The organism is Pseudomonas frederiksbergensis (assembly GCF_003732665.1).
In the GTDB taxonomy this organism is placed as follows: Bacteria; Pseudomonadota; Gammaproteobacteria; order Pseudomonadales; family Pseudomonadaceae; genus Aquipseudomonas; species Aquipseudomonas frederiksbergensis_G.
The window spans coordinates 178,701-203,747 of the sequence record NZ_MOBP01000003.1 but is presented as its reverse complement, the minus strand read 5'-3'; the positions used below and the strand labels follow the sequence as shown (position 1 = coordinate 203,747).

The following is a 25,047-nucleotide window of genomic DNA, read 5'->3' as shown; positions in this document are numbered from 1 at the left end:
CTACTTAATAAGAGGGAGCGGAATACACGTCGTAGGTTTGCTGGATCATCAACGTGGCACTGAACCGCTCGCGGACCTTCTGCCGCCCCTGGGCGCCGAGCAGTTGCAAGCGTGGCTTATCGATGTTCACGAGTACGTTGGTCAGGGCCTGGTGATCGCCGGAGGGAAAGACGAAACCGGTCACGCCGTGGGTGACCAATTCGGGCAAGGACGTGCAGTCACTGGCAATCACCGGCAGCCCCAGGGCCATGCCTTCCAGCGGCACCATGGCAAAGCCTTCCCAACGACTGGGAACAATCAGCGCATCCGCCGCCTGATACAGCGCATGCACCTCCGCCGGCGTCACCCAGGGGACGTACTCGACCCCGTCCATCACCGGGCACTCGACCGTTTCCTCGTTGACCGCACTGCCCACCACCGTCAGTTTCAGGTCGGTACGCTGGACGCCAGCAAAGCCCTTGAGCAAGACGTCAAAGCCTTTCTGATAGTCGAGCCGCCCCACAAACAGCAAATGGATCGGCGCTTGATCGGCGGTTTTCGGCTCATCGCTTTTGTAAGGGATGCCGTTGTAGATCAAGGTCATGCGTCGGCGGTCGATGCCGAACTGCGCGGCTTTATCCAGTTCGAACTGACTGACGCAAATGATCCGGTCGGTGACCTTCTGCAGCAGCCGCTCGATCAGCGAATAGACTTTCTGCTTGGCCGGCGAACTCTCCATCAGAAATGAAAAGGCATGGGGGCAGTAGACGATTTTCGGCGAGCGCCATGGCCGCAGCAGCACGCAGACCACGCGGCCAATGACCCCGGAAAAGGTGCTGTGCAAATGCACCACATCGGGTTTTTCCTTGAGGATCAAACGGCCCAGTTGCCAGGCGAAGCGCAGCAGCGAGCGCACATCGCGCTTGGTCCGGTCGAACGTCTTGATCTGTTTTTCATCAATGCCGTGCAGCTCTTTTTTCTGATCGAACGGGATCAGGTACACCAGTTCATAGTTGCCGGCCTCGCCCTCAGGTGGCGCCGAAATCGTGCGGATAACGGTGGCCACACCACCCTTAATCGTCTCGGCCACATGCAGTATTTTTTTCACAATCCACCCATTTCCATGCAGGTAATAACCATCGCCGAATCAAGCCTTGTCGGACGCATACTCGTAGTTGTAGTTGCCGTACCCGCCATTGCCGTAGTAGCTCGCGGCACGCTTCTCGACGCCGTTGAACACCGCGCCTTTCAACTGGATTCCGTTCTGGGCGAATCGCCGGATCGTCAGTTCAATCTCCTTGGCGGGGTTCACACCGAAGCGGGTGACGATCAGGCTGATCGCTGCTTCCCGACCGACGATTGCGGCGTCGGTCACTGCCAGTAATGGCGGCGTGTCGATGATCACCACGTCATACAACTCGCTGAGTTGCGCCAGCAGGTCGCGGAAGTTGGCGTGCATCAACAGTTCTGACGGGTTGGGCGGGACTTGGCCACGGCTGATGAAATGCAGGTTCTCGACCTCGGTTTCATGGATGCCCTGCTCGATGCTGCAACGCTTGACCAACAGGTCGGACAAGCCATTGGTGATCGGCGTATTAAGCGTCTTGTGCAGATGCCCTTTGCGCATGTCGGCATCGATCAACACCACCCGCTGCCCGCTCTGGGCCATGACCGCCGCGAGGTTGGACGAGACGAAGGTCTTGCCGACCTGCGGGCTCGGGCCGGAAATCATGATGCGATTGTTGGTCGAGTCCAGCCCGGCGAAGTGCAGGCAGGTGCGCAGACTGCGGATCGATTCGATCGACAGGTCGGTAGGGTTGCGCAGGGCCAACAGGAACGCCTGGCGCCGCGACTCGTCGCTAAGGCGCAGCTTTTTACTGTCCTCTTCCTGTTGCAACACGCTGTAGGGAATCGACGCGTAGACCGGCAAGCCGAGTTGCTCAATGGCTTCCGGCCCTTCCAAACCGCGACTCAGGGATTTGCGCACCAGCACCAGGGCGACGCCGACAAACCCGCCGAGGAAGGTCGCAATCAGCACGATCAACGCCTTGCGCGGTTTGACAGGAGTGGTCTTGTCCACGTCGGCGGCATCGATCAGCCGCGCATTGCCCACCGCCCCGGCCCGGACGATATCCAGCTCCTGGGACTTGTTCAGCAGTTGCGTGTAGATCTGCGACGCCACTTCCACATCGCGGGTCAGGTTCAGCAATTCCTGTTGCGTGGCGGGCAGGTCCTGGACCTTGCTCTCCAGGCTCCGCTGCTGCTGGGTCAATTCGCCGATCTGCGCCATCAGGGCGCGATAGACCGGATGCTGCTTGGTGAACTTGCGATCCAGTTCCGCCTGTTGCAGCTTCAACTCGGAAATACGCGTGGCGAGGGTGACAATCTGTTCCAGCACCGATTGGGTTTCGAGGGAAATATTGACCGTCTTGCCGCGAGTTTGATAACGGTTGAGCGCCTCGCTGGCCTTGATCAGATCCTTCTTGACCTGGGGCAGTTGGCCTTGCAGGAAATCCAGGCTTTGCGCCGCTTCCGCCGAGGTGCGCTCGACGTTTTGCTGCACATACAACGAGGCAACCTTATTGAGGATTTTCACAGCCTGGGCGTGGTCAGGGCTGGCCAGGGCCAGGCGAATGATGCCTGACTCCTTGCCTTGCTCGGACACATCCAGGTCATCCTGATAATCGAGGATGGTGACGATTCTCGGGCTGCGCACCACTTCGAAACGGGTGCCGGGGTTGGCCTTCAATTCGGCGATCCGCCCCTCGACGCCGTTTTGCGCAAAGCCTTCGCCCGCGACGCCTTCCACCAGCAGATTGTCGTTGTCGTCGAACAGTTGGAAGCGCTGCTGCTCGGCGGCCACCAAGGTCAATTTCTTGCCCAATAGCTCTTCCGGCAGGTTGAGCCGGGCGATCTCCAGACGTTCACCGCCCCAGGCGTAGCTGTTCAGGCCCAAACGCGGCGGTGCCACGGCGTCGCCCTTGTAGCGTCGGGCCAGGAAGCCGCCAATGAACGGGAAGGTGTTGGGCGTGACGTCGATGTCCAGGTGCAGGTCGTCGACGGTTTTACCGATCACCGCCCGCGACTTGATGATGCCGATCTCGGTCACCGACGGTGATTGTCCGTTGAGCATGCTATTGAGATCGGAGAAACCGAGCATGTCGTTCTTTTTCGGTTCGACCTGGACCACGGCGTTCGCCAGGTACACCGGCGTCGCTAAAATCGCATAAGCCACGCCGGTCAGCATAAATGCCCCGGTGAGCGTGCCGATCAACCATTTCTGATCAATTAAACTGCCGAATATACCGAGAAGATCAATATCATCTCGCTCGTTGTCCCGGGTGCCGACTACTGACGGTAACTGCATAAGTGGGTTCTTACCCTTTACTGATCTGAAAATTATTCATCAATGCCCCAGGCGCTGCGCCCATGAGCAAACAGCATCTTCAATCAATGCATGGGCATGAATAAAAGCTGCTTTTCCTTGACGATACGGGTCCTGTATTTCTCGCTCACCCTGCCACTTGCCGAGAAGAAACACTTTGCCCCTGGCGTGGGATGCCATCTTCAGCACTTGTTTTACATGCTCTTTTTCCATGACCAGAATCAGGTCTGAGTCATTGACGATATCCGGGGTTATTTGTTGTGCTTTAAACCCTTGGGCGCTATGCCCACGCTCTTCCAGCACTTGGCGCGCCGCCGGCTCCATGGCTTCGCCAACGCGAGCGCTCAGGCCCGCCGAGGTCACAGCGATGGAGGAAGAGGCCAATGCATTTCGCAGCAACAGTTCTGCGGTAGGGCTTCGGCAGATATTGCCCACGCAGACGACAAGGATCTTTCTGAACAAGGCAACGCTTCCCGTGTAATGTCGAATCAACCAATGCGTCGTGGGGATTAGCGTGAACCCACGGGTTCATCCCGCACTCAGAAACGGATCAGCCTTGCAAATACAAGCGTATTAAGTACCACGACAGTCAAAAGCCACCCAACCACAATAGCCGGACCAAAAATAACGAACGTTTTCTAACATGGGCTTTCCGACAAAACATAACAGTCGTGCACTTAGCAACTTAATGGTTATCGAACTAATAGCCGTAAAAAACCAATAATCAATGTTATTTCCAACTCAACGAGAGGGAATTCGCCATGCAGTGCAAACGCCTTGCCGCCTCCACGCTACTGATGCTCTGTAGCGCCAGTCAGGTTCACGCCAGCCAACTGTTCCCCGCCCTGACCGACAAAACCTTCGGGGTCCAGGTCAAGATCCAGAACTTCACCCCCGCCGATGCCAGGCAAATCAAAACGGCAGGGTTCGGCTTCGTGCGTTTTGGCGTATGGACAGAAAACCTGGATGTTTCGGCCTATCAAAAGCAGATCAGCGACGCGTTCGCCGTCGCCAAGGCCGCCGGATTACCCGTGTTGATGACCGTTCGCGCCACCGAGCCGCTCGGCAAGGCCAGCGAGCTGGCGGCGCAAGGCGCACTGTTCGCCAAGTCGGTGCTCGCCCTGGAACAGTCCTACCGCACACAGTTGGTGGCGATTGAAATCTGGAATGAGCCGGACCTGGACAAGTACTGGCCGACCGGCAACTTCGAGACCACCTTCGTGCCGTTCATGAGCGCCATGTGCCATTCCTTGGGATCGAAGGCGCAAACCACGCCATTGATCGGCTTCGGCTTCGCAAAAGCGCCGAGTGCGGGCTCCGAGTCCACGGTGGCCCTGAACCGGATTGTCAGTGAATACCCCAAATGCCTCAGCGCGATTTCCTATCATCCCTATGGCTTGTCCGCGGCCCAGATCACCACGGCCCAGGCGTTCATCCAGCAGAACTTTCATTTGCCGGGGGTGATCAGCGAGTGGGGGGTGTCGGCGCTCGGGTCCAACGGTGGGGTCGACGGGCAGGCCAGCAAAGTCGGCGCGTTCATTTCCGACGTCGAGAAACTGAATATCGCGCTGACGTCGCTTTATGAATGGAAGAACAGCGATTCGGGCGGCAACGATCGGGAGAAGAATTTCGGCCTGCTGACCGCTGATGGTCAACCGAAGCCGGCGGAAACGGCGGTCAGGACGCTGCTCAATGCGAAGTAGACCGTCAACGGTCAGTTGCTTTGAACCTGTGCCCGATTCAGGCATCGTATTTACCGATACCACGCCCCGCCATTCAAACACCTGTTTTCAGGATGTTGCCATTGGGGCCATCGATACGCACACCCGCCCTTGAGTGGCTGTCAGCGCTCGGGTAATGTCATCAGACCCATAGGACAGAGCACGCCCATGACTTCCAAGCTGGAACAACTCAAACAAATCACTACCGTCGTTGCCGATACCGGCGACTTCGAAGCAATCGCTCGCGTTAAACCCGTGGACGCTACCACCAACCCTTCCCTGCTGCTCAAAGCGGCGGCCATTCCCGGCTACGCCGAGCTGCTGAACGCTTGCGTTCATGACTGCAAGGGCGATGTGGGCCTGGCCAGCGACCGTTTTGGCGTCGCGGTGGGTCAAGAAATTCTCAAAGTGGTCCCTGGCCGTATTTCCACCGAAGTGGATGCACGTCTTTCGTTCGACACTGACGCCGTATTGAAGCGCGCGCACCGTCTGATCGAGCTGTACGACAAGGCTGGCATTGGCCGCGACCGCGTACTGATCAAGATCGCCTCCACCTGGGAAGGCATCCGCGCCGCCGAGATCCTTGAAAAGGAAGGCATCCAGACCAACCTGACCCTGCTGTTCTCCTTCGCTCAAGCCGCTGCTTGCGCTGATGCTGGCGTATTCCTGATTTCGCCGTTCGTGGGCCGCATCTACGACTGGTACAAGAAGGCTAACGGCAACGACTACACCGGCGCGGATGATCCGGGCGTGCAGTCGGTGACCCGCATCTACAACTACTACAAGGCCAACGACTACAAAACCGTGGTAATGGGCGCGAGCTTCCGTAACCTGAATCAGATCGAGCAACTGGCTGGTTGCGATCGCCTGACCATCAGCCCGGACCTGCTGGAGAAACTGGCGGCGGACAACGGCAAGCTGGAGCGCAAACTGGCGCCAGGGCACGCCGGCGAAGCACGTCTGAGCCTGAACGAAGCGCAGTTCCGTTGGTTGTCCAACGAAGACGCGATGGCGACCGAGAAACTGGCGGAAGGTATTCGTCAGTTTGCTCGCGATCAGGAAAAGCTCGAGGCGTTGCTGCAAGCCAAGCTGTGATTTAGTTCGGCGCAATGCAAAAAGGGCGAACCCGGTGGGTTCGCCCTTTTTTGTGCGTTGAATTCGCCGCTTGACCAATGTGGGAGCGGGCTTGCTCGCGAAAGCGGTGGGTCAGTCAACATCTATGCTGGCTGATACACCGCTTTCGCGAGCAAGCCCGCTCCCACAAGGGAATTGCTCGGGATCAGTGCCGCTCCAGCGCATTCACCAGGTCATGGAATGCTTCACGATTGGAGTCGTTCAGCCCCATGAGGATCTTGTGCGCTTCAAGGACTTTGATCCGCACGATTTCCTCGGACTGATCCTGGTCTGGCAGGTCGGTCAGGCACTCAGGGCATGGGATCGGGCGGTCAACGATGTTGAACACTTGCTCGAAGCCCATGGACTGCAGCAGACGGGTGATGTCTTCGTGGGTGGTGACCACGGTCGGCAGCAAGCCGACCTTCTGCCGCGACAGGATCGACAGTTTGGCCAGCAGGCCCAACGTAGTGCTGTCGATGCTGCGGGTTTCGGTCAGGTCGATCACGATCGCGTTGAAGTTCAACGCCGTGAAGATCCGCTCAATAGTCGCATCCAACGCCGAACACAGGGTCAGGCGAACTTCACCGACGAACTTCAGGACGAAGGTGCCGTCCTGCTCGGCGAACTGGATTCTACCGGTACTCATTAAAGATTCCTGCTCAACACCAACAGGGCGATATCATCCGGCATCTCCCCAAGCGTGGCCAATCCAAAAACCTGCCGCAGCCCATCCAGGGTGCCGCCCGCAGCCTTGACCCGTTGGGGCAACGCCGCTTCTTTCTCTTTGAGTGTAGGTTCTGGCAAGAGGTCCAGAATGCCGTCGGACATCAGCGTCAGGCTGAAGGTCGGCGGCAACTCCATCACGTGGTCTTCGTAGGTGGCTTCATTGAAGAGGCCCACCGGCAGGCCACGGCCTTCCAGATAACGAACACTGTCGGGCGTGTACAACACAGGCAACGGCAAATGACCGCCGATGCTATAGGTCAACAAACCTGTCTCCTCGTCGATGACACCACCGACCATTGTGACGTGTTTACCCAGCTTACAACTGATCAGGCCTCGGTTGATATGACCAAGCACCTCAGAAGGCTTGAATTCCGGCAATGTGCCGTTGCGCTTGGATTCGAACAGCAAGCGCGTGGTCATGAACTTCAGCAGCACGGTGACGAAGGCTGAAGAGGCGCCATGCCCGGAAACATCCGCCAGGTAAAAGGCTACCCGACGCTCGTCGACCCTAAAGTAGTCAACGAAATCACCCGACAGGTACAGCGACGGGATGATCTGGTGAGCAAACTGGAACTCGTCGATCGTCCAGGGACTGACCGGCAGCATGTTCATCTGCACCTGGCGACCGGCGTTCTGGTCTTCCTGGAGCAGGTTCAGGCTGGCTTCGAGTTCGCGGTTGGCCTTTTCAAGCTTGTCGCGGTAACGCTGGTTTTCCAGCAGCAGCCGCGCGCGATCCAGGGCCCGGCGCACGGAGTGCTCGAGCACGGCCAGATCTTCGAGGGGCTTGATCAGGTAGTCCGCCGCGCCCAGGCGCAGGGCCTCGACCGCATCGTTCATCACGCCGGCACCCGACACCACGATGACCGGGGTTTGCGGCGACAGCTCGGTGACCTGACGAATGAGTTCGAGCCCGCCCATCTGCGGCATGCGCAGATCGCAGATGACCAACTCGGGCTTGTCTTGCTCGAATACCTGAAGACCCTGCTGGCCATTGCTGGCTTGCAGGACACTGAAACCACTGTCTTCCAAATAGGCGGCGAGGCTCGCGCGCACTACTTCGTCATCATCGATTATCAGCAGCGTGGCACTGGTTTTTGGCATGTGGGCAAACGGCGCCAGAATTAGGTTGGCGTAGCAGGCACGGGTTTTATCCCGGCTCACACTACTGGATTCGCTTTCTAGCCTCTCTGTTGCACTGTTTTCGAGCGTTTGCCCGACACACAGGTCCACCAGAGGTGCCCTTCTAAGGCGCAGACGGTACTCCCATCCGCGAGGCGTTTCAAGCTCACGCCGATGGTCGCTTGACGTCTTTACTTCTCAAATCACCGGGAGTTATAAGAACAGGCAAAACCGTAACCCAATGGAAGGATCGAGCCCATGAGTCAAACCGATCGAGACTACAGCGAAAAGCGCGATTTCATCCGCATGCGGGTCGATGCCGATGTCTCGCTGATTCACGAGGGCGATGAGGTTGCAGCCGTCTGCATCGACCTTTCCAGCAGTGGCATGCAGGTTGAGGCACCGCGTTTGTTCAAGGTTGGAGACCGGCTCAGCGTGCGGATCGATTCCGATCACACGGCGCTCAAAGGGCTTGAGGCCGACACCGAAGTGGTCTGGGTGAAGGAACAGGACGGTGGCAGCCAGAAACTCGGGCTTACAATCTTGAAGATGAAATAAACCAGATTCAGACGCAAAGAAGGCGGCCCGAGGGCCGCCTTCTTCGTTTTACCGCGCTGAATCAGAAATCGTCTTCGACGTGGCCGTCCTTGACCTTGAATTCGCGGTTTTGCAGGTAGGCATTGCGGATGAAGATGTACTTGTCACCGTTGATCAACTTCTCGGCCGACAACAGGCTGGCGCGGGTATCGACGATGTTCAGGCCGAAGATCGAGTTACGCACCGGCACGTCGTTGATGTAACGGTACGGGCCGGTGTAGCTGTCGACGAACTTGGACGGCGCATCACGCAGGGTGCTGGGGCCGAGCAATGGCAGCATCACGTACGGACCGCTGCCGACACCCCAGTAACCGAGGGTCTGGCCGAAGTCTTCGTCGCTGCGTTGCAGGCCCATCTTGGTGCCCACATCGAAGAAGCCCAGCAAGCCGAAGGTGGTGTTGAAGATCAGGCGCGCGGTGTCGACACCAGCCGCCGCCGGTTTGGCCTGCAACACGTTGTTGGCAAGGTTGGTGACATCACCGACGTTGCGGAACATGTTGTGGATACCATCTTCCAGGAACTGCGGCGTCACGAACTCATAACCCTGGGCAATGGGCTTGAGCGCGTAGGTATCAACGAAGTCGTTAAACTGGTAGATCGGGCGGTTGACGCTTTCCCAAGGATCATCTTCCGATGCTGCCTGGGCAGCAAACGGAACCAGCAATACGCTGGCACACACACATAGCTGAGCGAGTTGATTGCTCCAGCGCATAGAAAACTCCTTGGATTGTACTGGCGCGGGCGCTTGGCCCAGGCGTTAAGTCGGCTAGTATAAGACGGAAAAGCCGGTTTAGGCAGCTCCCTAACAGTCGGCCTGTCGATGTTGCGAGACGACTGCGAGCGATTCACATCAATGTCACTCAACTGTCACGGTTGAACCCTAGCCTTGTCGCTATTTCAGGGACGTTGATATGCCGCATGCCGAGACCTTGCCCATCGCCGCGCCAAGCCTGACCGCCGTACTGTTCGGCCTCAGCGGTTGCCTGGTGGATTTCGGCGCCCGCACACATCAATCCGGCGCACCCAGCGCCGACCACGCCGAAGTCACTCCCGGCGCTCTCGATAGCCTGCGCAGCTTGCAACAACAGCAAATACCCTGCGCCTGGCTCGATGAACTCCCCCCTGCCCTCAGCCAAACCCTGGCCGCTGGCTTGCCGGCGTGGATCAAACCTTCGCAACATCCCGCAACAATCAATCCATGGCCAGCGCCAAACGCCTGCTGGCAGGCCTTGATGGCGCTGAATGTCGAGCGCCTGGACGGCTGCGTACTGGTCAGCGGCGAACCGCGATTGCTGCAAGCCGGGCTCAATGCCGGACTGTGGACCATTGGCCTGGCGTCCTGCGGTTCGCTGTGCGGGCTGGCGCCGGATGAATGGCAGGCCTTGAGTCAAAAGGACCGTGAACGCTTGCGCGGCAAGGCGACAGTGCAACTGTTTGGCTTGGGGGTGCATTCGGTGATCGATCACCTCGGTGAGCTCGACACCTGCCTGGCCGACATCAGCCTGCGCCGACTCAAGGGCGAAAAGCCCTGATCCTGATAGAGATCATGCAGCCTGCCCGCGAGTGGATTAATCTAAAGGTCAGCCATAGACCTTTGGCGTGTCGTCGCGGTCTATGCCAGTGCCTATCGATAAAAGGAAGAACGCCATGCCTGCCCGCGAACTGCAAGAACAGCTCAATACCCTGCGCGAGCAATTGGAACAGAATCCGCCGCTGTCCGAAGCCGAGCGCGAAGACCTGCACGCACTGATGCAGCAGATCGAACTCGAACTTGAGCTGGAAACCAAAACCAAAGACTCCAACCTCGCCGATGGCGTGAACCTGGCTGTCGAACGCTTCGAACTCGAACACCCCGCCATTGCCGGTACTTTGCGCAACATCGTGCAAACACTGGGCAATATCGGGATCTGAACCCGCCAGATGCAAAAAAGCCCTGCTAGCGATAGCGGGGCTTTTTAATTTCTGCGACTTGAAATGCAGTCCCCTGTGGGAGCGGGCTTGCTCGCGAAAGCGGTGGGTCAGTCGATAGAGATGCTGACTGCTACACCGCTTTCNNACGGACCAGGCGGTGGTTCGGCAATTGGACCGATTCAGTGCTGCGATACGGGTTGATGTCCAACCCGCCCCGGCGCACATACCGCGCATACACGGTCAATTTCTCCGGTTTCAACAACCGTTGCAGATCGAGGAAGATCCGCTCCACGCACTGTTCGTGGAAGTCCGAGTGCTGACGGAAGCTGACGATGTATTCCAGCAAACTCTTGTGATCCAGCGCCGCACCACGGTACTCCACCGCCACACTGCCCCAGTCCGGCTGGCTGGTGACCGGGCAATTGGATTTGAGCAAATGGCTGTGCACGGCCTCTTCAACAATCCGCGAATCATCGCAACGCAGCAGTTCCGGGCGCGGGTGCTCGTAGTTGCTGACGCTGATATCGAGGTCATCGATGCACACGCCCGGCAACGCCACGACGCCTTCCGCTTCAACATCGCGCAGGCTGCGAATGCGCACGCCAACCGACTTACCGGCGGCGGCCGAAAGGTCTTTCACCAGCGTCGCTTCGAGGCTCGCGGTGTCGGCGAACGGCGTCTGGTTCAAGGAGTTGAGGTACAGCTTGAAAGACTTGGATTCGATGATGTTCGGCGAATCCGCCGGGATGCTGAATTCACCGATCGCCACCACGGGTTTGCCCGACGGCAGCAGCCACGACAGCTCGAAGCAGTTCCAGAAATCCACGCCTTTATACGGCAGGGTGTCCGCCGTCAGGCCCAACTCAGCCCATTTCGCAGTGCGCGGGATCGGGAACAGCAGGGACGGCGTGTAGGTGGCGATGTATTCGCTGGATTTGCCCAGCGGCGAATGTTCGGCTGCGGGATGCATGGCGGAAACCTGACTGAAGAATCAGCGGATTCTATCAGCCTTTGCCCGCGCCTTTGAGTGCTTACTGACTGACTGTCAGTTTGCCGACCATGCCTGCCTGATAGTGGCCGGGAATATTGCAGGCAAATTCCAGGCTGGTGGCCTTGGTGAAGGTCCAGGTCAGCTCGGCGGTTTTGCCCGGCGGCACCAGCACGCTGTTGGGGTCGTCATGTTTCATTTCATGCTTCATGCCGGGCATGGCGCCGTGGTCCATTTCCTTCATGGCTGTAGGCGTCAGCATGCCGTTTTGCTGCATGTTCAACATTTCCTGCTGGTGCGCGGCATGCATCGCCGCGTCCCCCAGGTTGAATTCGTGCAGCAACTGACCCTTATTCACCAGCACAAAGCGAATCGTCTCACCGGCCTTGATCTCAATGGCCTTCGGATCGAACGACATATCGCCCATCACCACCTCAACGCTGCGGCTGGCCTTGGCCGCCGGCGCAGGTTGCCCGAAATCGTAGCTCTGCGCGGGCGAGGCCCACACCGGCGAACTCAGCGTCAGTAAACACGCGGCCAGCACCAGGGGATTGCGCAAAAACATAGTCGTACTCCAACAAGATAAGGTTCAGCCTGTGGAAAACTCTAAACTGACACGCCTGCCCGCAACCTGACAGGCAGATTACAACTTTGTCAGGTTGGCCTGCATCACTGCCACCCACGGTATAAAGCGCTCGTTCCACTTAAACAGAGCTATCCATGAAACTGCTGATCGTCGAAGACCAGGCCAAAACCGGCCACTATTTGCGCCAGGGCCTGACCGAGGCCGGCTTCACTACTGAACTGGTAGCCGACGGCAACACCGGCCAGCAATTGGCGCTGAGCGGCGAATACGCCTTGCTGATCCTCGACGTGATGCTCCCCGGCCGCGATGGCTGGCAGATTCTGCAAGCGGTGCGCGGCGCCGGCCTCGACACGCCGGTACTGTTTCTGACCGCCCGAGATGCTGTGGAGGACCGGGTTCACGGCCTGGAACTGGGCGCCGACGACTACCTGGTCAAGCCTTTTGCGTTTTCCGAACTGCTGGCGCGGGTGCGCAGCCTGTTGCGCCGAGGCAGCGCCGCCCCTCAAGAAACCACCCTGCAACTGGCTGATTTACGCCTGGACCTGATTCGTCGCCGGGTCGAACGCAACGGTCAGCGCATCGACCTGACCGCCAAGGAATTCGCCCTGCTGGAAATGCTCCTGCGTCGACAAGGTGAAGTGTTGCCCAAGTCGCTGATCGCCTCTCAGGTGTGGGACATGAATTTCGACAGCGACACCAATGTCATCGAAGTGGCGATCCGGCGTTTGCGCCTGAAAATCGATGACGAGTTCCCCAACAAACTGATCCACACCGTGCGCGGCATGGGCTACGTCCTCGAAGAGCGCGACGCCTGATGCGCCGACTGTCCTTGAGCAATCGCCTGGCCCTGCTGTTTGCCGCCTGCACGGCGGTGGTGTCGTTGTTTGCCGGGGTGTTGTTCAGTCGCGCCAGCGAAGCGCATTTTATTGAGCTCGACCAACAATTGCTGGACGGCAAGTTGATTGGTTTGCGCCGGGCGTTGCAGGACATTCAGTCCAGCGAAAGCGAAGTCAAACTGCAGGATGAGCTCAGCCGACAGGCTGATTTGTCGCTGCGCATCACCGGCAGTGATGGCCAGCGCTGGTATGACAGCTCCATTCGCGTGCCCAAGGAGTTGCCGAAAGCACCGGGATTAACGACGTTGAGCAGCGACGGGACCGACTATCGCGTGCTGAATGCGCCACTGTATCCCGGCAAACCTGACTCGCCGCAATTGACGCTGCTGCTGGACATCACCCATCACCAGCACTTTCTGCAACGCATGCAGCACCTGATCTGGCTGACCGTCGGCCTCTCGGCCCTGGCCACGGCCCTGCTCGGGGCCTGGGCGGCGCGCAGCGGTTTGCGTCCGTTGCGCCGCATGAGCGCGGTGGCCAGTGGTGTTTCGGCGAACTCGCTCAACGCACGGCTGCCGGAGGAAAACATGCCGCCGGAGCTTGCGGAAATGGCCCACAACTTCAACGCCATGCTCGGTCGCCTCGACGACTCTTTTCAACGGCTCTCGGCCTTCTCCGCCGACATCGCCCATGAACTGCGCACGCCGCTGTCGAATCTGCTGACCCACACCCAAGTCACCCTCACCCGCCCGCGCCCCCTCGAGGATTACCGCGAAGCGCTGCACAGCAACCTCGAAGAACTGCAATGGATGGCGCAACTGGTCAATGACATGTTGTACCTGGCCAAGGCCGACCACGGCTTGCTGACGCCCAAGCGCGAACCGCTGGAACTGGCGGAAGAAGCGGATGTGTTGCTGGAGTTCTTTGCGCCGCTGGCCGAGGACGCTCGGGTGACGTTGAGTCGCGACGGAATGGCGCGGATGGAGGGGGATCGCAGCATGTTGCGACGGGCGCTTTCCAATTTGCTGGATAACGCGTTGAGGTTTACGCCGGTTGGCGGTGAAGTTCGGGTGCGGATTGTTGATCAGCCCAAAGGCTTGAGTTTGACGGTTGAGAACAGTGGGGACGGAATTGCTGAGGTGTTGCTGCCGCGGTTGTTCGACCGGTTCTATCGAGCTGATCCGGCGCGTCAGGAAGGGAGTAGTGAGCATGCGGGGTTGGGTTTGGCGATCACCCAGTCGATCATTCGTGCCCATGGCGGGCAGATTCGTTGCGAATCAGAGAATGGGGGGACGCGGTTTGTGATTGAGTTGCCGAAGGGGGATTGAGGCCAGCAGGGCCGGCCCCTTCGCGAGCAAGCCCGCTCCCACATGGGATCTGAGTTGGCCATAAATCTTGGCTCAACTCGATCAAATGTGGGAGCGGGCTTGCTCGCGAAAGCGGTGTAACGGCTTACGAATACCGCAACGCGTGAGCCGGCTCAATCTTCGCCGCCCGCCAGGCAGGGTAAACGGTGGCGAGGAAGCTCAGGATGAACCCCGCCGAGCAAATCAACAGCACATCCCCACCCTGTAATTCCGACGGCAAGTTACTGACGAAGTACACGTCCGAACTGAAGATGTGTTGCCCGGTGACCCGCTCCACCCAACCCACCAGTTCACTGACGTTCAACGCCGCAATTACCCCCAGCACGCCGCCGATCAACGTGCCGACAATGCCGATCACCGTGCCCTGGACCATGAAGATCGCCATGATCTGGCGTGGCGTGGCGCCGATGGTGCGCAGGATCGCAATGTCCGCGCCCTTGTCGTTCACCACCATGATCAGGGTCGCGATGATATTGAACGCCGCCACGGCGACGATCATCAGCAACAGCAGGCCGATCATGGTTTTTTCCATTTTCATCGCGCTGAACAGGCTGCCCTGGGTGTGGGTCCAGTCGTCAGCCTTGTAAGCGGTGCCGAGGCCATTGGCGATGTCGTTCGACACCTTCGGAGCCGCGTACAGATCCTTCACCGCCACGCGCACGCTCTGCACCTGGTTCGGCTGCCAATGCTGCATCTGCGCGGCGTCGGCCATGTGGATCAGCGCCATCGAACCGTCCAGTTCAGCGCCGACCTTGAACACACCCACCACATTCAGCCGCTGCATGCGCGGGGTGATGCCACCCGGGGCGCTGCTGACTTCCGGCACGATCAGGGTGATCTTGTCGCCGACATTCAAGCGGAAACGCCGGGCGGTGATTTCACCCACTACCACGCCGAACTCGCCAGGCTTCAAGTCTTCGAGACGACCCTGGACGATGTGCTGGGCAACGATGGAGACCTTGCCTTCCTGCGCCGGGTCGATGCCGCTGACCTGGATCGGCTGCATCGAGCCTTTATAAGAGAGCATGCCTTCCATTTCGGTGAACGGCACAGCGGCGGTCACTTCGGGATTTTTCATCGCGGCGGCAGCGACGGGCTGCCAATCGTTGATCGGGTTCACGCCAACGATGGTCGCGTGGGGCACCATGCCGAGGATGCGCGAGCTCATTTCGCGCTGAAAGCCGTTCATCACCGAGAGCACCACAATCATCGCCAGCACGCCCAGGGCGAGGCCGATCATCGAGGTCATCGAGATGAAGGAAACAAAGCGATTGCGGCGCTTGGCGCGGGTATAGCGCGCGCCGATAAAGATCGATAACGGTCTGAACATTCGCTTGGGCACCGTATAAAAATAAAAGACCCGACGGACTTTTCAGCCACGCCGGGTTTTGGTCAATCAGATGGGCGTCAGGCAACCTTCCTGCAAATGCAGGACGCGATCCATCTGGCGAGCCAGGTTCATATCGTGAGTCACCACCAGGAACGCCGTGCGCATCGAGGTGCTGAGCTCCAGCATCAAATCCTGAATGCCCTGGGCAGTGTGGGAGTCGAGGTTGCCGGTCGGCTCATCGAGCATCACCAGGCCTGGGTTATTCACCAGGGCACGGGCGATGGCAACACGCTGACGTTCGCCACCGGACAGCTCCGAAGGCTTGTGCTCCAGACGATGGCCCAGCCCTACCCGTTCCAACAACGCGGTGGCGCGTTTACGTGCTTCCGGGATCGCGGTCTTGCCGATCAGCAGCGGCATGCACACGTTTTCCAGCGCGGTGAATTCCGGCAGCAAGTGGTGGAACTGGTACACGAACCCGAGGGAACGGTTACGCAGCAGGCCACGCTTCTTCTCGCTCAGTGCCGAGAGTTCTTCGCCATCGAGCCAGACGCTGCCTTTGGTTGGCGTATCGAGACCGCCCAGCAGGTTGAGCAAGGTACTTTTGCCCGAACCCGAGGTGCCGACAATCGCCACGCGCTCACCCGGATGCAACTCCAGTTGCAGACCGGCCAACACTTCTACCGACTCCGGACCTTCCTCGTAGGATTTGCCCAGGTTGCGGCAGCTCAAGATTGCTTTTTCACTCATGCCCGACTCACTCATAACGTAGCGCCTCCGCAGGCTGGGTGCGCGCGGCACGCCAGGCTGGATACAGGGTGGCGAGGAAACTCAGTACCAACGCAGCGGCGCAGACCATCAATACGTCCTGGCTCTGCACTTGCGATGGCAGGTAATCAATGAAATACACGTCGGCATTAAGGAATTTATGCCCGATCAGGCCTTCCAGCGCCGAGATCGCGGCGCTGACGTTCAGCGCGGCGAAGATCCCGACCACGGCGCCGATCAGCGTTCCGATCACACCAATGACCGTGCCCTGGACCATGAAGATCGCCATGATCTGCCCCGGCGTGGAGCCCAGGGTGCGCAGGATCGCGATATCGCCCTTCTTGTCATTCACCACCATCACCAGTGTGGAGATGATGTTGAAAGCCGCGACGGCAACGATCAGCAGCAACAGCAGACCGATCATGGCTTTTTCCATGCGGATCGCCTGATACAGGTTGCCGTGGGTGCGGGTCCAGTCGCGGGCGTAGTAATGGTCTTCGCCGAGTTGCTGGGCCAGGGTCCACGCCACGCGTGGCGCCTGGAACAGGTCATCGAACTTCAGGCGGATGCCCTGGACCTGATCCGGCTTCCAGCGATGCAGCCTGGCCAGATCCTGCAGGTTGGTCACGCCCAGGTAGCCATCCAGCTCACCGGCGCCGACATGGAAGATGCCGACCACGGTAAAGCGTTTCATGCGCGGGAACATCCCGGCCGGGGTCACGGTGACTTCCGGTGCGACGAAGGTCAGCTTGTCGCCGATGGCCGCGCCGAGCTTGGCCGCCGCCCTGTCGCCGATGACGATGCCGAAGCTGCCGGGGGCCAGGTCGTCGAGCTTGCCCTGCTGCATGAAGTTATCAATGATCGAGACCTGACGCTCCAGCGCCGGGTCAATGCCATTGAGCAGCACCTTGGAGACCTTGCCGTTGTTGGTCAGCAGACCCTGCATCTGGGTGAACGGCGCAACGGCCGTCACCTGCGGGTTGCGCTTGACCTTGGCGGCCAGGCTTTGCCAGTCGCTGATGGGTTCACCGGACTCGATGGTCGCGTGGGGCACCATGCCCAGCACGCGGGTGCGCATCTCATGATCGAAGCCGTTCATGACCGACAGCACGACGATCATCACGACCACGCCAAGGGCGAGCCCGATCATCGAAGTCAGGGAAATGAACGACACAAAATGATTGCGACGCTTTGCACGGGTATAACGCGTGCCAATAAATACGAAGAGAGGTCTGAACATGTCGGGGCTTGTTCGGAGGGAAAAGGAACGTCCTTGTGGCGGGGGTCGATAACCAGCTTTACACTCAGACCACCGCCGCTACCATGGGTTCGCCATGTCGACATTAGATGAAGAAGATCGCCGCGAATACTACCGTATCGAAGACGCGATCGCACTGGAAATTCGGCTCCTGTCCGCTCCCGAAGCCGCAGGCCAGGAAGTGTTGCAGGATGCTTCCCCACTCTTCAACTTGCTCAGCGAACTGCACCTGAGCGAATTCGAGTCGCAGCACCTGTTGCGCCAGATCAGTGAGCGCGACCGGGCGATTGCGGCATTCTTGAAATCCCAGAACAAACGCATCGACCTGCTCAGCCAGGTGGTCGCCCTGACCGTGCTGGGGCAGATCGGCGAGCCGCAACCGGTGATCATCTCCGAAGGCGGCATCGACTTTCAGCACCCGACCCCGATTGCCGTCGGCGCGCACCTGTCGGTCAAACTGGTGCTGATGCCGCAGGCGCTGGGCCTGTTGTTGCGGGCCAAAGTCACCCACTGCGACCGCAAGGGCGATGGCTATGACGTCGGCACCGAGTTCGAGTACCCCACCGACGCCCAACGGCAATTGCTCGCCCGCTACATCTTGCAAAAGCAGGCCCAGGAACGACGCCTGGCCCGCGAACAAAACGAATCAGGCATTTAATTAAGGAAGAACCGTGACCCTCATCTACGGCCATCGCGGCGCCAAGGGCGAAGCACCGGAAAATACCCTGACCAGTTTTCAGGAATGTCTCAAGCACGGCGTGCGCCGTTGCGAACTGGATTTGCACCTGTCCATGGACGGTGAGTTGATGGTCATCCACGACCCGACGCTCAAGCGCACCACCGACCGTCGCGGCAAAGTAGTCGAGCATACGGCCAAGGACCTGGTGACCTACGACGCCCGCAAGGGCGGCCCGGGCTGGATCAAGCCGTGCCCGATTCCGACCCTGGAAGAACTGTTCGAGAAATGCGATTTCGAGCACTGGCAACTGGAAGTCAAAAGCGCTTCACGCACCCGCGCCGCGACCACCGTGCTGGCCATCCGTGAAATGGCGGTTCGCCACGGCCTGCTGGACAAGGTGACCATCACCTCGAGCTCCCGCGAAGTACTGAAAGCCGCGCTGGACCTGGTGCCGGATGTGTCACGCGGATTGGTGGCCGAGTACGCCTGGCTCGACCCGTTGAAGGTCGCGCAAAGCTATGGCTGTGAGATTCTGGCGCTGAACTGGACCCTATGTACGCCGGAACGCCTGCAGAAGGCGCAGCGTCAGGGGCTGCATGTGTCGGTATGGACAGTCAACGAGCCCGCGCTGATGCGCAGACTCGCCGACTTCGGCGTTGACAGCCTGATTACAGACTTTCCCGGTTTGGCCACTGCCACCCTCGAGAATTGCTGAAATCGGTCTCCCCGGCCGGCTCAGGCCACCGGCCGGAGCCGCTTAAAAAAGCCGGTTGAGGCCATCGTACGCCGCTACCCGATAGGCTTCGGCCATGGTCGGGTAGTTGAACGTGGTGTTGACGAAGTACTTGAGGGTGTTCAGTTCGCCCGGCTGGCTCATGATCGCCTGGCCGATGTGAACAATCTCCGACGCCTGATAGCCGAAGCAGTGAACGCCCAGCACTTCCAGGGTTTCGCGGTGGAACAGGATCTTCAGCATGCCCTGGGGCTCGCCGGCGATCTGTGCACGCGCCATGCTCTTGAAGAACGCCTTGCCCACCTCGTACGGCACTTTGGCCTGGGTCAGCTCTTGCTCGTTCTTGCCGATCGAGCTGATCTCCGGAATGGTGTAGATGCCGGTCGGCACGTCATTCACGAAGCGCCAGCTATTGTTATCGACGATGCTGCCAGCGGCCGAGCGACCCTGGTCGTGGGCGGCACTGGCCAGGCTCGGCCAACCGATCACGTCACCGGCACCGTAAATGTTCGGCACGCAGGTGCGATAGGCTTCGTCGACTTCGATCTGGCCACGGCTGTTGACCTTCACGCCGATGTTTTCCAGGCCCAACTGGTCGGTGTTGCCGGTACGACCGTTGCACCAGAGCAAGGCATCGGCCTTGATCTTCTTGCCGGACTTGAGGTGCAGGATCACCCCGTTGTCCACGCCTTCGACGCGGTCGTAGTCTTCGTTGTGGCGAACCGTGATGTTGTTGTTGCTGAAGTGATAGCTCAAGGCCTGGGAAATTTCCGAGTCCAGGAAGCTCAGCAACTGACCACGGTTGTCCACCAGCTCAACCAGCACACCCAGACCACTGAAGATCGAAGCGTACTCGCAACCGATCACGCCAGCGCCGTAAACAATCAGTTTGCGCGGGGTGTGGCCGAGGCTGAGGATGGTGTCGCTATCGTAGATACGCGGGTGATGGAAATCGATGTCCGCCGGGCGATAGGGACGCGAACCGGTGGCGATGATGATGTGCTTGGCCACCAGTTTTTCGACAACGCCGTTGGCGCAGACCACTTCGATGGTTTGCTCGTCGGCGAAGCTGCCGGTGCCGAAGAACACGTCGACGCGGTTACGGGCGTAGTAGCCGGTGCGCGAAGCGACTTGTTTGGAAATGACTTTTTCAGCGCTTTTCAGCACGTCCGGGAACGAGAACCAACGCGGCTCACCAATGGCCCGGAACATCGGGTTGGTGTTGAACTGCATGATCTGCCGGACCGAGTGACGCAATGCCTTGGACGGGATGGTGCCCAGGTGGGTGCAGTTGCCGCCGACCTGGCGACGGCTGTCGACCATCGCCACCTTGCGTCCTGCTTTGGCGGCGTTCATTGCCGCGCCTTCTCCTGCCGGGCCGGAACCCAGCACCACCACGTCGTAGTTGTAGACAGCCATGCGTACTCCTCAGAACAGGCCGCGGCGCCATCGGCACCTGCGGCTAAATCACGCCAATCTGCGGCGTGAAGGAACAATTTGGGGCCAGTGCAGAACCCGGACACAGTCTATAGAAGCGTCAACGCCGCGCACATTAACCCTTGGTCGCGTCGTAGGCTACTTTTGCCTGCGCTACAACGCCAGTCTTCAATGTTTGAATCGCCGTAATCATTCGGTTTTGCCGCCACCGAGCCGCTCAAAGGCCTGATTGGTCCGTGTGACGAAACCTGTATCGGCACGAATCACAAAGAATGCACCGATGTTGTGTTTTTGTGCGTAGTCCCATCCACGTTCGGGACCGAGAATCAGCAACAGCGTCGATAAGCCATCGGCCATCAGGGTTGAAGGATTAATTACCGTCACCGAGGCCAGGCTGTGGGTAATCGGCGCACCGGTGCGGGCGTCGAAGGTGTGGGAATAACGCTGGCCGTTTTGCTCGAAATAATTGCGATAGTCGCCGGAAGTGGAGACGCCGTAGCCATCAACGTTGATGATGCGCTCGGCCACTTGCTGGTCGTCCCGGGGTTCTTCCAGGGCAATCTTCCACGGCGAGCCGTCGAGTTTTTTGCCGGCAGCCTTGAGTTCGCCGGTGGCTTCGGCGAGGTAGTTGTGGATGCCCATCGCTTCGAGTCTGGCGGCGATGGTGTCCACGGTGTAACCGGCGGCGATGCTGTTGAAGTCGACCTCCACGGCAGCGTCCTTGCACAGTTGATCGCCGTCGATGCGCAGGTGAGCGTGACCGATGCGCTGCATGGCAGCGGCCAGCGCTTCGGAAGTCGGGACTTTTTCTTCCCTGGCCTGTGGGCCGAATCCCCAGAGGTTCATCAGCGGTTCCACAGTCAGGTCGTAGGAACCTTCGCTTTGTTGCGACAGTTGCTCGCCGACGCGGACCAATTCGAGAACAGGCGCGGGCATGGTCTGACAGCGGTCGGCAGGCAGATCGTTGAAACGTTCGATGTCCGAGTCGCTGCGGTAGGTGGACATTTGCCGGTCGACGTCGGCGAGGATTTTTTCGACTTCGACTTGTACGTCTTTCGGTGCGGGCAGGCCTTGGGTACGCACGTACTTGATGGAATAGGTGCTGCCCATGGTCGGGCCACCGAAGCTTTCCATGGAATCGCCGCTGCCGCAGCCGGAAAGGGCAACGAACAGCACCACGACAAAACCCTTCCGTCTCAACAATCTCACTCCCCCTGACTCCCCTGGCACAACACCGAGGGTGGCCATTATGCACTCTCCCTGTAGGAGCGAGGCTTGCCCGCGAAGGCGGTGTGTCAGGTTTATCGCCTTCGCGGGCAAGCCTCGCTCCTACAAAGGCTAATTCGCTCCATCTCTAATTTCATGCCGCGTAATGGCTATAACGTTTAAGCAGCAGCCTAACTAGTGGTTGCCTATCCATCTTCATACACATATCGTTACAAAACTGTTCGGCGCATGCCTGCGTGTTTGGGGCCGACAGGAGGGAAGCGTCAAGACCAGGGATTTCCAATAAGACAGCCAAAGTGAGTGCGTTCACATGTCCTCGAATACGGGCAAAGGCAAAGCGATCTTTCGCGTTGTCAGCGGTAATTTTCTTGAGATGTTCGACTTTATGGTCTATGGCTTTTACGCCACAGCCATTGCCAAGACCTTCTTCCCGACCGACAGCGCCTTCGCGTCCCTGATGCTGTCCCTGGCGACATTCGGCGCCGGGTTCCTGATGCGTCCCTTGGGTGCGATTTTCCTCGGCGCTTACATCGACCGTCATGGCCGTCGCAAAGGGCTGATCATCACCCTCGCCCTGATGGCCGCCGGTACGGTGCTGATTGCCTGCGTGCCGGGTTACGCCACCCTGGGCGTGGCCGCGCCGTTGATCGTGCTGTTCGGGCGACTGTTGCAAGGTTTCTCGGCGGGCGTGGAGCTGGGCGGTGTGTCGGTGTACCTGGCAGAAATTGCCACCCCGGGCCGCAAGGGCTTCTTCGTCAGTTGGCAATCCGCCAGCCAACAAGCCGCCGTGGTGTTCGCCGGTTTGCTGGGTGTGGGCCTCAACCATTGGCTCAGCCCGGAACAAATGGGTGACTGGGGCTGGCGCGTACCGTTCCTGATCGGCTGCATGATCGTGCCGGTGATCTTCGTGATTCGTCGTTCCCTGGAAGAAACCCCTGAGTTCCAGGCGCGTAAACACCGTCCTTCCCTGCAGGAAATCGTCCGTTCGATCGGTCAGAACTTCGGCATCGTCATCGCTGGCATGGCACTGGTGGTCATGACCACCGTGTCCTTCTACCTGATCACCGCCTACACCCCAACCTTCGGTAAAGCCGAACTGCACTTGTCCGACCTGGATGCGTTACTGGTGACGGTGTGCATCGGCCTGTCGAACTTTTTCTGGTTGCCGGTGATGGGTGCGCTTTCCGACAAGATCGGGCGTAAACCCCTACTGCTGGCGGCGACGATTCTGGCGATCCTGACCGCCTACCCTGCCCTGTCCTGGCTGGTGGCCAACCCGAGCTTCAGCCATCTGCTGATCGTCGAGTTGTGGCTGTCGTTCCTGTATGGCTCGTACAACGGCGCCATGGTGGTGGCCCTGACCGAAATCATGCCGGTGGAAGTGCGTACAACCGGTTTCTCCCTGGCCTACAGCCTGGCGACCGCGACCTTCGGTGGCTTCACCCCGGCGGCCTGTACTTACCTGATTCATGTGCTGGACAACAAAGCTGCGCCGGGGATCTGGCTCAGTGGTGCAGCGATACTGGGGTTGATCGCGACGCTGGTGCTGTTCCGTGGCAATCGGCATGAACTGCGGACTGCGCAGGCCGCTGTAGTAGGCGGCACTCGATAGATCGCCTTCGCGAGCAAGCCCGCTCCCACATTGGATCTGTGTACGACACTAATCCAATGTGGGAGCGGGCTTGCTCGCGAAGAGGCCCGCCCAGGCAACACACCTGCAACAGACAAACGCCACAAACAAAAACGCCCCGACAAGTCGGGGCGTTTTCATTTGAAGCTAACGCTTAGCGCGGGAATGCTGGCGGGTTGACCCCGGCCATGTCTTCCATCACGCGAACCACCTGGCAGCTGTAACCGAATTCGTTGTCGTACCAAACGTACAGAACAACGCGGTTGTCTTGGGTGATGGTCGCTTCAGCATCCACAACGCCGGCGTGGCGCGAGCCAACGAAGTCAGTGGACACCACTTCCTGCGAATTGACGTAGTCGATTTGCTTGTGCAGATCGGAGTGCAACGCCATGTAACGCAGGTAATCGTTCATCTCTTCACGGGTGGCGGCTTTCTCAAGGTTCAGGTTGAGAATGGCCATCGACACGTTCGGCGTCGGAACGCGGATCGCGTTACCGGTCAGCTTGCCGGCCAGCTCAGGCAAGGCCTTGGCAGCAGCGGTGGCAGCACCGGTCTCGGTGATCACCATGTTCAGCGCGGCGCTACGGCCACGGCGATCGCCTTTGTGGAAGTTGTCGATCAGGTTCTGGTCGTTGGTGTACGAGTGAACCGTTTCAACGTGACCGTTGACGATGCCGAACTTGTCGTTGACTGCCTTCAGCACCGGCACGATAGCGTTGGTGGTGCAGGAAGCCGCGGAAACGATCTTGTCATCAGCGGTGATTTCACCGTGGTTGATGCCGTGAACGATGTTCTTCAGCTTGCCTTTGCCAGGCGCGGTCAGCACAACGCGGTCGATACCCGGGCAAGCCAGGTGTTGACCAAGGCCCTCGGCGTCACGCCATACACCGGTGTTGTCCACCAGCAGCGCGTCTTTGATGCCGTACTGGGTGTAATCCACTTCAGTCGGGTTTTTCGCGTAGATAACCTGGATCAGGTTGCCGTTGGCGGTGATGGTGTTGTTGGCTTCATCAATAGTGATGGTGCCATCGAACGGACCATGAACCGAGTCGCGACGCAGCAGGCTGGCGCGTTTGACCAGGTCGTTCTCGGCGCCCTTGCGGACCACGATGGCGCGCAGACGCAGGCCGTCGCCACCACCGGTTTTCTCGATCAGGATGCGCGCCAGCAGGCGGCCGATACGACCGAAGCCGTAGAGGACAACGTCGGTGCCTTTGCGCGCGGCAACGTTTTGCTGGCCAACCACATCGGCCAGTTCTTCACGGACGAATTGCTCGGCGGTGCGGCCATTGCCTTCGGCCTTGAATTTGACCGCCAGCTTGCCCAGGTCAACCGAAGCGGCACCGAGCTTGAGCTCGCTCATGGCTTTGAGCAGCGGGAATGTTTCGTGGACGGACAGTTCGCTGTCATCGGACTGGCGATGGCGAGCGAAGCGGTGAGCTTTGAGAATCGCAATGACTGAACGATTGATCAGGCTGCGGCCATAGATCGAGCTCACCACGTTGTTATTGCGGTAGAGCTGACCGATAAGCGGAATCATCGCTTCTGCGAGTGCTTCACGGTCGATCCATTCACCAAGACACTGGTCGGGCTTCTGAGTCACGGGAACCTTCCACATATGTAGGGGCAGAAAAAAGGGGCTACATTATGCCGC

General features: G+C 59.1%; 24 protein-coding genes. 10 read left to right on the top strand and 14 right to left on the bottom strand.

Annotated elements, in window-relative coordinates:
- Positions 1–4: 4 nt before the first annotated feature.
- Genes BK665_RS05035 through BK665_RS05025 form a run of 3 tightly spaced genes read right to left on the bottom strand, consistent with a single transcriptional unit; the run spans position 5 to position 3,826 of the window.
- Positions 5–1,087, bottom strand: coding sequence for a glycosyltransferase (locus tag BK665_RS05035; protein WP_123403451.1), 1,083 nt, complete (start codon positions 1,085–1,087; stop codon positions 5–7).
- A 39-nt stretch (positions 1,088–1,126) separates the two neighbouring features.
- Complete coding sequence (locus BK665_RS05030; RefSeq protein WP_123403450.1) at positions 1,127–3,346, bottom strand: polysaccharide biosynthesis tyrosine autokinase; 2,220 nt, start codon at positions 3,344–3,346, stop codon at positions 1,127–1,129.
- Between the two features lie 39 nt (positions 3,347–3,385).
- Positions 3,386–3,826, bottom strand: a complete 441-nt coding sequence (locus tag BK665_RS05025) for a low molecular weight protein-tyrosine-phosphatase (RefSeq protein ID WP_123403448.1) — start codon at positions 3,824–3,826, stop codon at positions 3,386–3,388.
- 299 nt (positions 3,827–4,125) lie between these two features.
- Between BK665_RS05025 and BK665_RS05020 the strand changes: the two genes are divergently transcribed.
- Both BK665_RS05020 and tal read left to right on the top strand, forming a co-directional pair.
- Entirely contained in the window at positions 4,126–5,067 is a 942-nt protein-coding gene (locus BK665_RS05020) for a glycosyl hydrolase family 5 (protein WP_123403446.1), read from the top strand.
- Between the two features lie 186 nt (positions 5,068–5,253).
- Positions 5,254–6,180 (top strand): transaldolase, encoded by a 927-nt coding sequence (gene tal / locus BK665_RS05015; protein ID WP_123403444.1) that lies wholly within the window; start codon positions 5,254–5,256, stop codon positions 6,178–6,180.
- Positions 6,181–6,364: 184 nt separating this feature from the next.
- Here tal and rssC read toward each other — a convergent pair whose 3' ends face one another.
- Positions 6,365–6,847, bottom strand: a complete 483-nt coding sequence (gene rssC / locus BK665_RS05010) for an anti-sigma factor antagonist RssC (protein ID WP_123403442.1) — start codon at positions 6,845–6,847, stop codon at positions 6,365–6,367.
- Positions 6,847–8,028 carry a two-component system response regulator RssB gene (rssB, locus tag BK665_RS05005; RefSeq protein ID WP_123403440.1) on the bottom strand — a complete coding sequence of 394 codons (1,182 nt, stop codon included), beginning with the start codon at positions 8,026–8,028 and terminating at the stop codon, positions 6,847–6,849. The genes rssC and rssB overlap by 1 nt, the downstream gene beginning before the upstream one ends.
- A gap of 276 nt (positions 8,029–8,304) precedes the next feature.
- Between rssB and BK665_RS05000 the strand changes: the two genes are divergently transcribed.
- Complete coding sequence (locus tag BK665_RS05000; protein ID WP_123403438.1) at positions 8,305–8,604, top strand: PilZ domain-containing protein; 300 nt, start codon at positions 8,305–8,307, stop codon at positions 8,602–8,604.
- A 61-nt stretch (positions 8,605–8,665) separates the two neighbouring features.
- Here the strand turns inward: BK665_RS05000 and BK665_RS04995 are convergent, their stop codons facing one another.
- Positions 8,666–9,355: an MlaA family lipoprotein gene (locus BK665_RS04995; RefSeq protein ID WP_123403436.1), complete on the bottom strand. Its 690-nt coding sequence runs from the start codon at positions 9,353–9,355 to the stop codon at positions 8,666–8,668.
- Between the two features lie 199 nt (positions 9,356–9,554).
- Between BK665_RS04995 and pcrP the strand changes: the two genes are divergently transcribed.
- The gene (gene pcrP, locus BK665_RS04990) at positions 9,555–10,175 is read left to right on the top strand and encodes an HAD superfamily inactivated hydrolase PcrP (protein WP_123403434.1); all 621 of its coding nucleotides are present in this window, start codon (positions 9,555–9,557) and stop codon (positions 10,173–10,175) included.
- A 115-nt stretch (positions 10,176–10,290) separates the two neighbouring features.
- Entirely contained in the window at positions 10,291–10,554 is a 264-nt protein-coding gene (locus tag BK665_RS04985; RefSeq protein WP_123403432.1) for a DUF4404 family protein, read from the top strand.
- 130 nt (positions 10,555–10,684) lie between these two features.
- Here the strand turns inward: BK665_RS04985 and queF are convergent, their stop codons facing one another.
- Together queF and copI are read right to left on the bottom strand one after the other, a co-directional pair.
- Positions 10,685–11,524 carry an NADPH-dependent 7-cyano-7-deazaguanine reductase QueF gene (gene queF, locus BK665_RS04980; protein ID WP_123403430.1) on the bottom strand — a complete coding sequence of 280 codons (840 nt, stop codon included), beginning with the start codon at positions 11,522–11,524 and terminating at the stop codon, positions 10,685–10,687.
- Between the two features lie 61 nt (positions 11,525–11,585).
- Positions 11,586–12,107, bottom strand: a complete 522-nt coding sequence (gene copI / locus BK665_RS04975; RefSeq protein ID WP_123403428.1) for a copper-resistant cuproprotein CopI — start codon at positions 12,105–12,107, stop codon at positions 11,586–11,588.
- Positions 12,108–12,262: 155 nt separating this feature from the next.
- Here copI and BK665_RS04970 point away from each other — a divergent pair, with 155 nt between their 5' ends.
- Both BK665_RS04970 and BK665_RS04965 read left to right on the top strand, forming a co-directional pair.
- Positions 12,263–12,943: a heavy metal response regulator transcription factor gene (locus BK665_RS04970; RefSeq protein WP_123403426.1), complete on the top strand. Its 681-nt coding sequence runs from the start codon at positions 12,263–12,265 to the stop codon at positions 12,941–12,943.
- A complete protein-coding gene (locus BK665_RS04965) occupies positions 12,943–14,292 on the top strand; it encodes a heavy metal sensor histidine kinase (RefSeq protein ID WP_123403424.1) in 1,350 nt (449 codons plus the stop codon). Before BK665_RS04970 ends, BK665_RS04965 begins: the two co-directional genes overlap by 1 nt.
- A 124-nt stretch (positions 14,293–14,416) precedes the next feature.
- Here BK665_RS04965 and BK665_RS04960 read toward each other — a convergent pair whose 3' ends face one another.
- The 3 genes from BK665_RS04960 to BK665_RS04950 all read right to left on the bottom strand — a co-directional run bounded on the left by BK665_RS04960 (position 14,417) and on the right by BK665_RS04950 (position 17,669).
- Complete coding sequence (locus BK665_RS04960) at positions 14,417–15,661, bottom strand: lipoprotein-releasing ABC transporter permease subunit (RefSeq protein WP_123403422.1); 1,245 nt, start codon at positions 15,659–15,661, stop codon at positions 14,417–14,419.
- 66 nt (positions 15,662–15,727) lie between these two features.
- Entirely contained in the window at positions 15,728–16,411 is a 684-nt protein-coding gene (gene lolD, locus BK665_RS04955) for a lipoprotein-releasing ABC transporter ATP-binding protein LolD (protein ID WP_185076429.1), read from the bottom strand.
- A gap of 7 nt (positions 16,412–16,418) precedes the next feature.
- On the bottom strand, positions 16,419–17,669 hold the full coding sequence (locus BK665_RS04950) for a lipoprotein-releasing ABC transporter permease subunit (RefSeq protein ID WP_123403418.1): 1,251 nt from the start codon (positions 17,667–17,669) through the stop codon (positions 16,419–16,421).
- Positions 17,670–17,763: 94 nt separating this feature from the next.
- Here BK665_RS04950 and BK665_RS04945 point away from each other — a divergent pair, with 94 nt between their 5' ends.
- Both BK665_RS04945 and BK665_RS04940 read left to right on the top strand, forming a co-directional pair.
- The gene (locus BK665_RS04945; RefSeq protein ID WP_123403416.1) at positions 17,764–18,345 is read left to right on the top strand and encodes a PilZ domain-containing protein; all 582 of its coding nucleotides are present in this window, start codon (positions 17,764–17,766) and stop codon (positions 18,343–18,345) included.
- Between the two features lie 13 nt (positions 18,346–18,358).
- Positions 18,359–19,081, top strand: coding sequence for a glycerophosphodiester phosphodiesterase (locus BK665_RS04940; RefSeq protein ID WP_123403413.1), 723 nt, complete (start codon positions 18,359–18,361; stop codon positions 19,079–19,081).
- Between the two features lie 42 nt (positions 19,082–19,123).
- On the opposite strand, the gene sthA is transcribed toward BK665_RS04940, so the two are convergent.
- Positions 19,124–20,518: a Si-specific NAD(P)(+) transhydrogenase gene (gene sthA, locus BK665_RS04935; RefSeq protein WP_007907752.1), complete on the bottom strand. Its 1,395-nt coding sequence runs from the start codon at positions 20,516–20,518 to the stop codon at positions 19,124–19,126.
- Positions 20,519–20,725: 207 nt separating this feature from the next.
- A complete protein-coding gene (locus BK665_RS04930; protein WP_259699577.1) occupies positions 20,726–21,712 on the bottom strand; it encodes an FAD:protein FMN transferase in 987 nt (328 codons plus the stop codon).
- A gap of 361 nt (positions 21,713–22,073) precedes the next feature.
- On the opposite strand from BK665_RS04930, the gene BK665_RS04925 reads away from it, so the two are divergent.
- A complete protein-coding gene (locus BK665_RS04925; RefSeq protein WP_123403409.1) occupies positions 22,074–23,375 on the top strand; it encodes an MFS transporter in 1,302 nt (433 codons plus the stop codon).
- Between the two features lie 172 nt (positions 23,376–23,547).
- On the opposite strand, the gene BK665_RS04920 is transcribed toward BK665_RS04925, so the two are convergent.
- A complete protein-coding gene (locus BK665_RS04920; protein ID WP_123403407.1) occupies positions 23,548–25,011 on the bottom strand; it encodes a glyceraldehyde-3-phosphate dehydrogenase in 1,464 nt (487 codons plus the stop codon).
- Between the last annotated feature and the right edge of the window lie 36 nt (positions 25,012–25,047).